Origin of the sequence: Streptomyces gossypii, from assembly GCF_025165795.1 — a bacterium.
Taxonomy (GTDB): domain Bacteria; phylum Actinomycetota; class Actinomycetes; order Streptomycetales; family Streptomycetaceae; genus Streptomyces; species Streptomyces gossypii.
This window is the reverse complement of sequence record NZ_JAJAGO010000016.1, coordinates 57493-70386: the sequence shown is the minus strand read 5'-3', so window position 1 is coordinate 70386 and position 12894 is coordinate 57493. Positions and strand designations below refer to the sequence as shown.

General features: G+C 71.3%; 15 protein-coding genes and 1 riboswitch. Of the genes, 6 read left to right on the top strand and 9 right to left on the bottom strand.

Features of this window, described 5'->3' with window-relative positions:
- Window positions 1-59 precede the first annotated feature (59 nt).
- Entirely contained in the window at window positions 60-638 is a 579-nt protein-coding gene (locus LHJ74_RS28620) for a TetR/AcrR family transcriptional regulator (RefSeq protein ID WP_260221109.1), read from the top strand.
- 101 nt (window positions 639-739) lie between these two features.
- Here the strand turns inward: LHJ74_RS28620 and LHJ74_RS28615 are convergent, their stop codons facing one another.
- Window positions 740-988, bottom strand: coding sequence for an SCO4226 family nickel-binding protein (locus LHJ74_RS28615; RefSeq protein WP_260221108.1), 249 nt, complete (start codon window positions 986-988; stop codon window positions 740-742).
- Window positions 989-1650: 662 nt separating this feature from the next.
- A riboswitch (cyclic di-AMP (ydaO/yuaA leader) is annotated at window positions 1651-1869 on the top strand.
- 184 nt (window positions 1870-2053) lie between these two features.
- Between LHJ74_RS28615 and LHJ74_RS28610 the strand changes: the two genes are divergently transcribed.
- Window positions 2054-2680, top strand: a complete 627-nt coding sequence (locus tag LHJ74_RS28610; RefSeq protein WP_311203361.1) for a LysM peptidoglycan-binding domain-containing protein — start codon at window positions 2054-2056, stop codon at window positions 2678-2680.
- A 107-nt stretch (window positions 2681-2787) separates the two neighbouring features.
- Here the strand turns inward: LHJ74_RS28610 and LHJ74_RS28605 are convergent, their stop codons facing one another.
- Complete coding sequence (locus tag LHJ74_RS28605) at window positions 2788-3147, bottom strand: GlsB/YeaQ/YmgE family stress response membrane protein (RefSeq protein WP_260221204.1); 360 nt, start codon at window positions 3145-3147, stop codon at window positions 2788-2790.
- Window positions 3148-3508: 361 nt separating this feature from the next.
- Here LHJ74_RS28605 and LHJ74_RS28600 point away from each other — a divergent pair, with 361 nt between their 5' ends.
- Entirely contained in the window at window positions 3509-4081 is a 573-nt protein-coding gene (locus LHJ74_RS28600) for a rhodanese-like domain-containing protein (protein ID WP_260221106.1), read from the top strand.
- Window positions 4082-4122: 41 nt separating this feature from the next.
- Here the strand turns inward: LHJ74_RS28600 and LHJ74_RS28595 are convergent, their stop codons facing one another.
- Window positions 4123-4722: a TetR/AcrR family transcriptional regulator gene (locus tag LHJ74_RS28595; protein ID WP_260221105.1), complete on the bottom strand. Its 600-nt coding sequence runs from the start codon at window positions 4720-4722 to the stop codon at window positions 4123-4125.
- A gap of 92 nt (window positions 4723-4814) precedes the next feature.
- Between LHJ74_RS28595 and LHJ74_RS28590 the strand changes: the two genes are divergently transcribed.
- On the top strand, window positions 4815-5303 hold the full coding sequence (locus LHJ74_RS28590) for an SRPBCC family protein (RefSeq protein WP_260221104.1): 489 nt from the start codon (window positions 4815-4817) through the stop codon (window positions 5301-5303).
- Here the strand turns inward: LHJ74_RS28590 and LHJ74_RS28585 are convergent.
- From LHJ74_RS28585 to LHJ74_RS28575, 3 genes are all read right to left on the bottom strand, one after another.
- The gene (locus LHJ74_RS28585) at window positions 5290-5994 is read right to left on the bottom strand and encodes a response regulator transcription factor (RefSeq protein WP_260221103.1); all 705 of its coding nucleotides are present in this window, start codon (window positions 5992-5994) and stop codon (window positions 5290-5292) included. The genes LHJ74_RS28590 and LHJ74_RS28585 overlap by 14 nt on opposite strands.
- Window positions 5991-7238 carry a sensor histidine kinase gene (locus LHJ74_RS28580; RefSeq protein WP_260221203.1) on the bottom strand — a complete coding sequence of 416 codons (1248 nt, stop codon included), beginning with the start codon at window positions 7236-7238 and terminating at the stop codon, window positions 5991-5993. The genes LHJ74_RS28585 and LHJ74_RS28580 overlap by 4 nt, the downstream gene beginning before the upstream one ends.
- 65 nt (window positions 7239-7303) lie before the next feature.
- Window positions 7304-8359, bottom strand: coding sequence for a hypothetical protein (locus LHJ74_RS28575; RefSeq protein ID WP_260221102.1), 1056 nt, complete (start codon window positions 8357-8359; stop codon window positions 7304-7306).
- A gap of 224 nt (window positions 8360-8583) precedes the next feature.
- Here LHJ74_RS28575 and LHJ74_RS28570 point away from each other — a divergent pair, with 224 nt between their 5' ends.
- Window positions 8584-9651 (top strand): aminotransferase class V-fold PLP-dependent enzyme, encoded by a 1068-nt coding sequence (locus LHJ74_RS28570; protein WP_260221101.1) that lies wholly within the window; start codon window positions 8584-8586, stop codon window positions 9649-9651.
- A 6-nt stretch (window positions 9652-9657) separates the two neighbouring features.
- On the opposite strand, the gene LHJ74_RS28565 is transcribed toward LHJ74_RS28570, so the two are convergent.
- Window positions 9658-10479: an SDR family oxidoreductase gene (locus LHJ74_RS28565; protein WP_260221100.1), complete on the bottom strand. Its 822-nt coding sequence runs from the start codon at window positions 10477-10479 to the stop codon at window positions 9658-9660.
- Window positions 10480-10578: 99 nt separating this feature from the next.
- Between LHJ74_RS28565 and LHJ74_RS28560 the strand changes: the two genes are divergently transcribed.
- A complete protein-coding gene (locus LHJ74_RS28560; RefSeq protein ID WP_260221099.1) occupies window positions 10579-11199 on the top strand; it encodes a TetR/AcrR family transcriptional regulator in 621 nt (206 codons plus the stop codon).
- A gap of 178 nt (window positions 11200-11377) precedes the next feature.
- On the opposite strand, the gene thpD is transcribed toward LHJ74_RS28560, so the two are convergent.
- Window positions 11378-12277 carry an ectoine hydroxylase gene (thpD, locus tag LHJ74_RS28555; RefSeq protein WP_260221098.1) on the bottom strand — a complete coding sequence of 300 codons (900 nt, stop codon included), beginning with the start codon at window positions 12275-12277 and terminating at the stop codon, window positions 11378-11380.
- Between the two features lie 92 nt (window positions 12278-12369).
- On the bottom strand, window positions 12370-12774 hold the full coding sequence (locus LHJ74_RS28550) for an ectoine synthase (protein WP_260221097.1): 405 nt from the start codon (window positions 12772-12774) through the stop codon (window positions 12370-12372).
- Between the last annotated feature and the right edge of the window lie 120 nt (window positions 12775-12894).

Here is a 12894-nt window from a genome sequence, read left to right as displayed (position 1 = left end):
CCCGATGGGAGTAGAGTGAACTAGACAGATCGGTTTACTGCAAGTGCGGAGGTGATCGGGTGGCGAACGGGACGCTCACGCCCGGCGGACGGAAGATCCTGGACGCGGCGGCCCTGCTCTTCTACGGGCGCGGCATCAACGCGGTGGGAGTGGACCTGATCGCCCGGCAGGCGGGAGTCACGAAGAAGACGCTCTACGACCGCTTCGGCTCGAAGGAAGCCCTGGTCGCGGCGTACCTGCGGGAGCGTGACCAGCGCTGGCGGGAGTGGCTGACCGCCCGGGTCTCGGCAGGCGGCGGCAGCGCGTACGGGCGCGTACTGGCGACCTTCGACGGGCTGGGGGAGTGGATGCGCCGGGAGAACCCGCGTGGCTGTGCCTTCGTCAACGCCGCCGCCGAGCTGACCGGTCCGGCGCATCCCGGCCGGGCGGTGATCGAGGACCAGAAGCGCTGGCTGCGCGGCTATCTGCGTGAGCTGGGTGAGGAAGCGGGCGCGGCGGACCCGGCGGGGCTCGCGGACGAGCTCGCGCTGCTGCATGAAGGGGCGACGGTGCTCGGCGGCCTCTCGGTCACCGAAAACCCCGCCGCCACCGCCCGCTCACTGGCGGTACTGGCCATGGAGCGGGCGGGCTGTACGTAACGACGTGCACCAGGGCGTAACCGCCTCCGGCGGGAACCACGACCGCCCCGGCGACGGGCGGCCGGGGCGGTCGTGGCCTTGGGAGCGGAAGCCGGGCGGACTCAGACCTCCAGCGGCACCTCGTGGATCTCGGCGGCCGGGTGACCCGCCCGCTCGTGGATCCGTTGCACCGCCTCAGCGGAGGGTGCCTCGGAGAGGCAGTAGACGACGCCCGCCTCCGGGTCGGCCCATGCCTTCTCGAAGCGGACGTTCTCATCGCCTTCGATCGCCCGGTCGGCGGTGTGCGCCTCCCTGAGCTGATCTTCGGTGATGCCCGTCATTCCCGTGTGGACATCCATGAATGTGGCCATGCTGCTCCGTACCTCCCTCGCCTGTCGGCGGAAGGCGGGCCGACCGGGCGGCGCGCACCGGGCCGGTCCTGGCAGAGGCCTCCCGCGCTGCTGGTACCCCTCCATCGTGCTCCTGCCGCGCACGGCACGCCAGGCCCGGCAGGGGTGGGGTGCGGGAGCGGGGCACGGGGAGCGATCACGCTCCGGCAGAACCGGGGGCCCAGGGAGGGAACCGGAAGCGGTGCGATACCCGTCTTTGCGTGCGGACGGTGACGGCTGCGTACGCACACCCGCGCCGCGCCTCTCTCCTCCGGCCGGCGGCCGGGCGGAGCGCCCGTCCCCGAGGATCAGCCCGTATGGGGCCGATGTCGGCTATGGACGGATATAGCGGTATCGCCCAAGAGCCCTGTGCCGGGAGTCACATCGGAGCCGTCCGCTCTGCCGCCCGGTGCACCGCCACGCAAGGGCTCAGACGTTGGCGCGCCGTCAATTCGCGCGCACAGGCCACCTATTGGGGAAATCCCGGAATTCGCGCTTCTCACGCACGGAAAATGATCCACAGCATACCGTGGCGGAATTTGCGAGCCCCTTCTCCGGAATGCGAGTGGCGGGGTTCCAGCGCCTTGTCTCTCGTAAGGCCCTGTGTTTATGTTTCCTCGCCCCCGGACCTGTGATGGGGGTTCCGCCGCCGGACGCCGAATCCTGCCCCGGTGGAGGGAAACAGCATTCACCGTGGCAGGAGCGGGGGAACCAGGTAAGTGCCGTGCCGCACGTCACGCGGCCGGCTCGGGGTGAAGCCATGCCCCTTGCGCTGCAGCTTCTGCTGTCGAGCGCTGGAGTATGGCCGGGCAACTCCTGTCCGAATCCGACAGCTCACCTCGCAGGCGCAGGAGAGGACGCACAACCATGTCTCGTGGTCGCCATCGACGTTCGCGTAACCCCATCAATTCCCGTAACACTTCCCGCCTTTTCCTTGCCCTCACGGTCGGCGGTGCCGGTCTGGCAGCGCCGCTGGTGTTCGCCGGTGGCGCACAGGCGGCTCCCGTTTCCGTAACGGACAAGGCGCAGTCCGCCACGACGTCCGCCGTGCAGCAGAGCAAGGGCGGTGCGGAGTCGTACACCGTCGTCAGCGGTGACACCCTGCACCGCATCGCCACCGCCCAGGACATCGAGGGCGGTTGGTCGACCGTCCACGAGGCCAACCGCGAGGTCATCGGCGACGACCCGGACCTGATCTTCCCCGGCCAGAAGCTCACCCTCGCCGTCTCGGAGGCCGCGAACGGGCAGGACGAAGGCTCGGGGCAGGAGCGCGCCGACCGCAGTGCCGACCGCACAGCCGTGGACTCGGGCGAGACGCCGGCCGACAGCCCGGCGGCGAGCGGGCAGAGCTACCCGGACAATCTGGACGGGTGGATCCGCGAGGCCATGGCCATCATGAAGCAGGAGGGCATCCCCGGCTCCTACGAGGGCATCGAGCGCAACATCATGCGGGAGTCCGGTGGCGACCCGAACGTCAGCAACAACTGGGACATCAACGCCCAGAACGGCACGCCGTCCATCGGTCTGCTGCAGGTCATCAAGCCGACGTTCGACGCCTACCACGTCGAGGGCACCGCGTACGACCAGGCCGACCCGGTCGCCAACATCGTCGCGGCCTGCAACTACGCGGCCGACCGGTACGGCTCGATCGACAACGTCAACGGCCCGTACTGAGCCGTTCGGCCACACGGCCGCGGCCGATCGGCCGGCTGAACGCCCCGCCTGCCCGACTGTCCGCCACCCCTGCCCCTCCGGGTCGGGGTGGCGGACAGCCGCCGTTGTCAGCGGCGGTCGCGGGAGTGCCCGAAGAAGATCCGGTAGCCGACCAGAAGCACCAGCGAGCCCGCGATCGCCGCGACCCACAGCGCCGGATCGACGAAGTTGTCGCTGACCGGCCGGTCGAGGAAGGTGGCCGACAGCCAGCCGCCGAGGAAGGCTCCGGCCACGCCTATGAGCGCCGTGCCGATGACCCCGCCCGGATCGCGGCCCGGCAGCAGCACCTTGGCGACGGTGCCCGCGATCAGGCCGAGGATCAGCCAGCTGACGACGCCGGAGCTCGCGAGGTCCGAGAGGGCGGAGTCCGAGTCCGGCGCCGCGAAGTGGAGGGCGTCTGACAGTCCGTCGGCCAGGCCCCGGTCCATGCTCTCGTTCACGGTGCTGCCTCCCGTAGATGATCGTTTGGTGCTCCATCATGCACGGTGGTGAGCGTTTCAACGGCCGTTCCGCCGCTGCCCGAGGGCGGCCCCACTCCGCCGTTCAGTCGCGGGGCGCGCGAACGGGCTTACCCGTCCGGGGTGTTGGTGAGCTTCCCACCCAGGCGCCGGGTCAGGAACTTCTCGAAGCAGTGGATGCGGTCTTCAATTTCACGTGTGGTTGAGGTCGCAGTGCGCGACCACCCTGGGCGTCTGGGGGGGAAAGGCGCCCTCCCGGGTAGCGTGGAGAATTCCGCCCTCGCACGGACGACCGAGCACCGGTGCCCCGGCGCGACCGAAAGGACCCTTCGTGACCACCCCCGCCTCCCTGGTACCCGCCCAGGCCGCCTCCCGCCTGGGCGAGTTCACGCTCATAGACGTCCGCACCCCCGGTGAGTACGCGAGCGGCCACCTCCCCGGAGCGCGCAACATCCCGCTGGACCGGCTGGACGAGGCGCTGCCCGCACTCCGTGCGGCCGGCGCCCGGAGTGCGCTGCTGGTCGTCTGTGCCTCCGGAGCCCGTTCGGCACGGGCATGCCAGACGCTCGCCGAGGCCGACACCGCCGCCGCCACGCTGGCCGGTGGCACCGCCGCCTGGGCGGGCGCGGGTTACCCGCTGGACCACCCCGAAGGGGCGCGCGCCGTCTGGCCCATGGAGCGCCAGGTCCGGCTCGCCGCGGGCGGTCTCGTGCTGCTGGGGCTGGCCGCGGGCCGCCGTGCACCGGCGGCACGCTGGCTGGCCGCCGGGATCGGCGCCGGACTGGTCTTCTCGGCGGCCACGGACACCTGCGGCATGGCGAGCGTCCTCTCCCGCCTCCCGCACAACCGTCCCCCGCAGGGCACCGACGACTTCCACGCCACCCTTGCCGAACTGGGCGGCTGACGGACGGGCAACCGGTGACGGCTACGCCGCGCCACCCGCTGTCACGACGGGGGTTCGCCGCCGCCCGGCAGCAGAGCCGCAGTGCACTGCGCGACGGTCTCCAGCACGTGCGATGGCACCGGGCTGCCCTCCTGCAGGTGCCGCTGGACCAGCGCGTACGGCACATCGATGACCGCGACGACGACGCGCTCGACGTCCACCTGTCCGGTGGCGCCGAGTCGGTGCGCGAGTGTGTGGACCGCGCCGTACACGCGCGTGTTGGCGGCCTGTAGCGCGCGGCCCGCCTCCTGGGGCCAGCGGGCCTGTTCGAAGTCCCGGGGGTTGTAGCGCAACACCCGCGCCTCGGCGGGGTGATCGCGGGCCCAGCACACGGTGTGCCGGGCGGCGTCCATCGCGGCCGTCCGGGGTGCAGTCGACTCCAGTGCGCTCAGGAAGCCCGACTGGAAGTTGTCGAGGGTGCGCAGCCAGAGCTCGGAGAGGAGCGCGGGGCGATCGGCGAAGCGGTGGTAGACGGATCCGCTCGGGGCGCCCACGGACTTGGCTACGGCGGCCATCGTGACCGCCGCCGGGCCGCCCTCGGCGGCCAGCCGCACCGCGGCGTCGAGAAGATCGGACGCACCGTAGCGCGAGGGTCGGGCCATGGTTTCAGAGTATGCTCCCCAGTGTATTTAGAGAGATACCTCTAAAACCTGGACCAGCCTCGCGACCGGTCCGCGACGGGAAGAGTGCGGCTATGGCGGTGTACAACGTTCACGAAAGGCTGCTGCCGGTGGGGGAGCGGGAGGCTGGGGCGCTGATCGACGGGCTCTCCGGGCCAGAGGACCGGCTGTGGCCGAAAGCCGACTGGCCCCCCATGGTGCTGGACGGCGCGCTCGCCGTCGGCGCGCGCGGTGGGCACGGCCCGGTCCGGTACACGGTGATCGGCTACGCGCCGGGCCAGTGGGTGCGCTTCCGCTTCACCGGCCCGCGCGGTTTCCACGGCTTCCACGAGTACACCGTGCACCCGAAGGGCGAGCACAGCACCGTGCTGCGCCACACGCTCGTCATGCGCGCCCGCGGCACCGCCCGTCTCAGCTGGCCCCTGGTGTACCGCCCCTGTCACGACGCCGTGCTGGAGCAAAGCCTGGACCGCGCCGAGCTCGCCGCCACCGGCAGGGTCGCAGCCCCGGCCCGCTGGACGCCGTACGTGAGGCTGCTGCGCAGCAGGCTCACCCCGGGGTGACGAAGCCCCGTTCGTAGGCGGTGATCACCGCCTGGGTGCGGTCGCGGGCGGCGAGCTTGGCGAGCACCGAGGCGACATGGCTCTTCACGGTGGCCGGGCCGACCGCCATCCTGGCCGCGATCTCCGCGTTCGTCAGCCCTTCGGTCATCAGCCGCAGCACCTCGGCCTCCCGCTCCGTGAGGCGGGAACGCAGGCTGCCGGCTTCTTCCCGGCCGTCCCCCGCGGGGGCCCCGCGCTCCGGCGCGTACCGCGCGGCCAGGCCGCGTACGGCGGAGGGGAAGAGCAGCGAGTCGCTGTGCGCGACCAGCCGCACGGCCTGGACCAGCTCCTCGGCCGCCGCGCGCTTGAGCAGGAAGCCGCTGGCGCCCACGCGGAGCGCGTCGTAGACGTACGAGTCGTTCTCGAAGGTCGTGACGACGACGATCCGGGGCGCGTCCGCGCCCATCGACTCCAGCAGCAGCTCGGTCGCCCGGATCCCGTCGATCTCCGGCATGCGCACATCCATCAGCACGAGGTCGGGACGGGCCTCGCGGACGACCGAGACCGCCTCGGTGCCGGTCGCGGCCTCGCCGACGACGGTCATGTCGGATTCGGCGCCGAGGATCGCACGCAGCGCGGTGCGTACGAGCCGCTCGTCGTCGGCCAGCACCACGCGCAGCGGCGCGGGTGGCGCCGGTGTGGCGGAGGTCATCGGGCCCTCCCGCCGGTACGGTCCGGCCCGCCGCCCGCGAGCGGCAGTCGTGCGCTCAGCCGCCAGACCGCCGTACCGCGCGCATCGGCCGGTCCGGCGTGCGCCGAGCCGCCCAGCAGGGTGGCCCGCTCCTCGACCCCGGCCAGCCCGCGTCCGCCGCCGGTGCCGACGGCGGGCCCCGTCCCGTTGGGCAGCGGATTCTCCATCACGATCTCCAAGGTCTCTCGCCCATCCCCTTCTGCCAGAACCAGCCGCGCCGTCATCGGCTGCGTCCCCGCGTGCCGCAGCGCGTTGCTCAACCCCTCCTGCATGATCCGGTACGCCTCGCGGGAGATGGCGGCGGGCAGCGCTTCGAGCACCACCTCCTCACCCACCCGGCACTCCACCCGCGCACCGGAGGCGCGGGTGCGCGCCAGCAGCCCGGCCAGCCCCGCCGCGAGCGTGGGCCCCAGCGGGCCCTCAGCCTTCCGGTCGCCCTCCGTGTCCGCCTCCCGCAGGATGCCGAGCACCGTGTCCAGTTCGGCCACCGCGTCCCGGGCGGTCTCCTCGATGGCGGTCAGCGCCTCGCGCGCGAACTCCGGATCCGCGTCCAGCACGCGCCGGGCCGCACCCGCCTGGAGGGTGACCGCGCTCAGTGCGTGGCCCACCGAGTCGTGCAGGTCGCGGGCGAGCCGGTTGCGGGAAGCAAGCATCCGCGCCCGCTCCTCCGCCGCCGCGAGCCGGTCGGCGGGAGTCGGCCCCAGCAGGTGGGCCGCGCCACGCGCGAGCAGCACTCCCGCCGCGTACGCCACCGACACCAGCGTCGCGAGCAGGGCCGCGCCGATGAAGGGTGTCGTCCAGAACAGCGGCCCCTCCACCCACCCCCACCCGGGGCCCCAGTCCCGGTGCCGCACACTCGGGACGAACGGGATGAGCAGCAGCACCACAGCCAGTGGCGGCACTGCCAGACTCGCCCCGCTGACCAGCCCACCGAGCCCGACATGCAGCGTGAACCAGCCCGCCGTACGCAGCCGGGCGGGGTCCGAGGCGGCCGGACTGCCGGCCGGCACGTCGGCGCGTACGCCGCACAGCGCCTGCGCCGCGTGCGTCTCCAGGGTGCGCACCAGGGGGAAGAGCCAGCCGGTGGCCGCGACGAGCGGGAGGCTCACCCCGTAGGCGAGGAGCTGCCAGCCGGCCGAGCGGAACGGGTCGGCACCGGGGGAGAACACCGGCAGCAGTGCCATCGCGAGCAGGTGATAGGGCATCAGCAGCGCGCCGCCGAGCAGCAGATGCACCCAGCGCAACCGTGCGCGACGCCCCAGCGGACACCTCACGCCGCGGATCGTTCCGAGCGCGGGGTGCTGCTGGTGCCGTTGCCGGACACAGCACTGGACGCCGCTCGTTCGGCGAGGAAATGTGCGCCCGCCGTGAGGATGAGCAGGCCGACGGTCATCTGCACAGAGTAGGTGAGGTGCATGACCGGGGTGGCTCCCGCCTCCGCGTCGTCCACGGCCAGCGACGCGAGCGTCATCCAGCCGCCCCATCCGGTCAGTACGCCGGAGCCGGTCCAGGCCATCGCGAGGGGCACGGCCAGCCGCAGTCCGGGACGGGCCCGGAAGGCGAGCAGCAGGAGCCCCGTCACGGCGGCGAGGCCGAACAGGGCGCCGACACCCTGGCTGACGTACATATCGCTGCCCCGGTCCTGGGCCAGGTCTTCGCTGAGCCCGGCCGCCGAGCCGGACGCCCACAGCAGCTGTGTGGTCAGCGGGCAGAGGGCCAGCGCGGCGGCGGCCACGGCCGTGGCCTTCCGCGCCGGAGCGAGCGGGCTGTCCGGCAGCTCACCGATCCGGCCGCGCCACAGACGGCCCCAGCGGTCCCGCGCGTAGGGGACGAACAGGCCGCCCAGGGCCAGGCCCTGGACGATGAAGCCGCCGTAGACGACCCCGAACACCCACGGGTCGAGGAACGCCCGGGACTCCGCCGTCCCCGCGGACCCGGCACCAGCCACCAGTTGGATGGGGAAGGCGACCATGATGGGCGCCAGCAGTCCGGTGGCAAGCCACATCGGGAAGGCCAGCAGCCAGGCCGGGACCCGTCGGCCCCATGGCCGGGTCAGCAGCAGTGCGAGGCCGAGGACCGCCGCGTCCATCAGGACGGTCAGCCCGTTCGCCAGGCGCAGTGCCGTCTTCCTGTCGGGATCCAGCAGCACGCTGTCGGCGGGGATGCCGGTGTCGCCGCCGCAGATCCAGACGATCTTGAGGACGATGTAGGGCAGGCAGGCGGCGACCGCGATGACGAACAGGACGCGGGCGCGGTGTGGCGCCGAGGGCGGACCGGATACAGCGGGAGCTGCAAAGACAGCAGGAGGAGCGGAGGTCTGGGTCATGGGCCCTACGCTGCCGCGCCGCGCGGGCCGGTACGTCGCCCCGTACGATGATCCGCCTCCGCCGTTCGGGGGAGCGGAGTGCGGTACCGGCTCACCCGCCGGTACCGTGCGCTCCGGCTCCGGGCGGCGGACATCCCGGCTGACCTGCCCGTACGGCGAGAATCCGGGGCGGGCGCGCGAGACCCGAACTGGACAGCCGCCGAATGCGGTACCAGGCTGCTGACATGACGAGCCTGGGAGGCGCGGAGTTCGCGCCGTTGACGAAGACCTACCTCAACACCGCGTCCACCGGACTGCTTCCGCTGCGCACCGCGCGGGCACTCAAGAACGCGGCGGAGGACGCGGCGCACGGGCGCACCGGGCCGGAGTACAACTTCACGGCCCTCGCCGCCGCGCGGTCGGCGTTCGCCCGTATCGCGGAGGTGCCCCCCGCCCGGGTCGCCGTCGGGAACTCCGTGGCCACGCACGCCGCACTGATCGCCGCCTCGCTGCCCGCCGGTGCCGAAGTGCTGATCGCGGACGATGATTTCAGTTCCCTGGTGAACCCGTTCGCGGTACGTACCGACCTCAAGCTGCGCAGCGTCCCGCTGGAGCGGCTCGCCGAGGCGGTGGGCCCGCAGACGGGGCTGGTCGCGGTCAGTGCCGTGCAGTCCGCGGACGGCCGGGTTGCCGATCTGGCGGCGCTGCGAGCGGCGGTGGACGCGCAGCCACGCAGCGGGCGCAGCATCCGGATCGTCGTCGACGCCACCCAGGCGCTCGGCTGGCTGCGGTTGCCGCCCGAGACATACGACTACCTGCTGTGCGGGTCCTACAAGTGGCTGATGAGCCCCCACGGCGTCTCGCTGCTGGTGGTGCCGGAGGATGTCGGCGACGAGCTGCTGCCGCTCAACTCCGGCTGGGTCGCGGGCGAGGAGCCGTGGAACAGCTGTTACGGGCCGATCGAGGAACTCGCCCACGACGCACGGCGGTTCGACGAACGGCCCGCGTTCGTCTCGTACATCGCCGCCGAACATTCTTTCGCGCTGGTCGGCGAGATCGGCACCGACCGGATCGGACGGTACGACCTGGGGTTGGCCGACCGCTTCCGTACGGGCGCCGAGGCGCTCGGACTGCGGCCGGTGCCCGCCGCCTCGCCGATCGTGGCCGTGCCGGGTCTCGGCCACGCCGCCGCCCGGCTGAAGGAGGCGGGCGTGGAGGCCTCGGCACGGGCGGGCAACCTGCGGGCGTCCTTCCATCTCTACAACACCGAGACGGACGTGGACCGGCTGCTGGAGGTGCTCAGCACCCTCTGAGCGCGCTCATCGGAAGGCTGCGGCATTGCGGCCGGCCCAGTCGGCGAAGGTGCCCGGTGCCCTGCCCAGGACTCGCGTGGCGTCGGGGCTCACCCGCTGCTCGCTCTCGGTCGGTTCACCCAGGATGGCCAGGGTGCCCTCGATCACGGGCAGCGGCATGAACTGCGCCATCAGCTGGTGGGCCTCCGCGCGGGTCTGCTCGGTGAAGTGGACTGGCTCGCCCAGCACGGCCGCGATCGCCGCCGCCCTCTCCCGCGGGGTGGTCGGCGCGGGACCGGTCAGCGTGTAGGTGGCGCCCAGGTGGGAGTCCTGGGTCAGGGCGGAGACGGCGACCGCGGCCACATCGTCCGGATCGATGAAGGGCAGGCCGATGTCACCGAAGGGCGCGGCGACCGTGCGCCGGGTACGGACCGACTCCGCCCAGGCGAAGGCGTTGGTGGCCATCCCGCCCGACCGCAGGACCGTCCAGTCGAGCCCGGACTCCCGGACGGCCGCCTCGAACCGGCCCGGGTGCCGGTATGCCTCCGGGCGGGTCCCCGCGCCCTGCGAGGACAGCAGCACGACCTTGCGGATCCCGGCGGTCTTCGCCCTTTCCAGGATGCCGTGCGGGTTTTCGCCTGCCACCAGCAGGAACAGCGCCCGCGCCCCGTCGAACGCGCCCGGCAGACTCGCCGGATCGGCCAGGTCGGCGGCCACCGCCCGTACCCCTGGCGGCACGTCCGCGTCGGTGATACGGCGGGCTGCGGCCGTCACCGGTACCTGCGCTTCGGTCAGCTTCCGCACCAGCGCCCGCCCGACGTTCCCGGTCGCACCTGTCACCACGATCATGTCGATCTCCCTGGCTCGATGAGTAAGTTAGTTGGCTGACTTACTTCGTTGGGTGAGACGTTAACACGGTCCGGCACGCTGCTGTCTATAGTCAGTTGGGTGACTGACTCAAAGGATTCTCGGCACCCCCGGGCGAAGGCCGTCGGCAAGCGGCAGCGGCTGATGGCCGCCGCCTCCCGAGTCCTCCACGAGCAGGGCGTGGAACGCACGACCATCGCCGACATCGCCCGCGCCGCCGACGTCCCGGTGGGCAACGTCTACTACTACTTCAAGACCAAGGACGAGCTGGTGGAAGCCGCCCTCTCCGAGCACACCGGACACCTGGAGGCCCTCACCGGCCGGCTCGACCAGCTCCCCGACCCGCGCGAACGCCTCAAGGGGCTCGTGGAAGCGTGGGTCAGCGGGCGCGACACCGCAGCCCGCTACGGCTGTCCCACGGGCACCCTCGCCGTCGAACTCGACAAACGAGCCGAGGGCGGCCTCGACCTCGCGGTGGGCCATGTCATCCGCCGGCTGCTGGACTGGGTGGAAGAGCAGTACCGCCAGCTGGGCATGGCCGACCCCGAGGAACTGGCACTGGCGCTCGTCGGCGCCTACCAGGGCATGTCCCTGCTCTCCAACGCCCTGCGCGACCCGGAGATCATGACCCGCGAGGGGGCCCGTCTCGTTCGCTGGCTCGACGGCCTGACCGAACAGGTGAATACACCAGGCCCGCGCTGAGCCGTTCGAGTGATGCGGTGTTCGAGCGATGCGGTGCGCACCGAGGCTCGTGCGGGTCCGTGCGCGGTTCGCGCTGCGGACCGGCTTCATGGCTGGTGAGGGGCGGGACTCTCCCTGCGGCCCCGCCCCTCCAGCCGGCGGAGTACCGGTGGGGCTCAACTGCGCCCCACCGCACCGGCTACTTCACGGGGGTGAAGTCCCGTGCCCCGATGAAGCTGGGGCGTCGTACCGGGGCGGCGAAGGGCTCGACCGCCTCGTTCTCCACGCTGTTGAAGACGATGAACACATTGCTCCGCGGATACGGAGTGATGTTGTCACCGCTCCCGTGCATGCAGTTGCAGTCGAACCAGGTCGCCGACCCGGCCTTGCCGGTGAAGAGCTGAATTCCGTGCGCGTCGGCGAACTTGGCCAGCGACTCGTCGGACGGCGTGCCCGCGTCCTGCATCTGCAACGACTGTTTGTAGTTGTCCTTCGGTGTGGCTCCCGCACAGCCGAGGAAGGTCTTGTGCGACCCCGGCATGATCATCAAGCCACCGTTGGTGTCGTAGTTCTCGGTCAGTGCGATCGAGACCGACACGGTCCGCATGCGCGGCAGACCGTCTTCCGCGTGCCAGGTCTCGAAATCCGAGTGCCAGTAGAAACCTGAGGCACCGAACCCCGGTTTGACGTTGATCCGGGTCTGGTGGACGTACACGTCCGACCCCAGGATCTGCCGTGCCCGGCCCACCACACGCGGGTCCCTCACCAGTGCGGCGAAGACCTCGCTTATCTTGTGCACCTCGAACACGGTCCGGATGTCCTGCGACTTGGGCTCGACGATCGAGCGCTCGTCGTCCCTCATCTCCTGACCGGAGGTGAGCCGTTCCAGTTCCCGCTGATAGACCGCCACCTCGTCGGGCGTGATCAGCTGGTCGATCGCGAGGAACCCGTCCCGCTCGAAGTCCGCCAGTTCCGGGGCTGAGACTGGCCCCTTCGTTCCCGGTTCGGACCACACAACTGGGTCCAGTCGCGGTGATGCCACCTCAGTGGTTCCGCGAGTCGGGTACAGGTCGGCGGTGCGCTCGGGTGCGGTGATCATGGTGTTGCCTTCCTCTCCTCTCGTACGGCCCTTTCTGCTGGGCGAACGACCGACGTGGCGCCGCGTGGGGCGTCTCGGCCTTGCTGGGGCGCTCAGCCCTCGGCAGGTTCGGTGAGAAGCGGGTAGACCCCGTTCTCGTCGTGGTCTTCCCGGCCGGTGACCGGCGGGTTGAAAACGCACATGACCCGGAAGTCGGACTTCGGACGAACCGTGTGCTTCTCATGCCCGTCGAGCAGGTACATCGTGCCGGGGGAGATCCAGTGCTTCTCACCGGTCTCGTCGTTGGTGAGCTCGGCCTCGCCCTCTACGCACAGTACGGCCTCAATGTGATTGGCGTACCACATCGAGGTTTCCGTACCTGCGTAGAGCGTGGTCTCGTGCAGCGAGAAGCCGACCCGCTCCTTCGCCAGCACGATGCGCTTGCTGCGCCAGGTGCCCGAGGCGGACCTGACGTCGCGGTCTGTGCCTTCGATGTCCTGAAAAGAACGAACGATCACTGAGTGTGCCTTTCTTGAACCTGTGTTTCCAGGGGACCACGGCTGTGGCCGGTTGTCTCGCGGCGACCGTCCCGGCCCGATCCGTCAGGAAACCCGGGAGGACCCGGCGGGGACTTGACG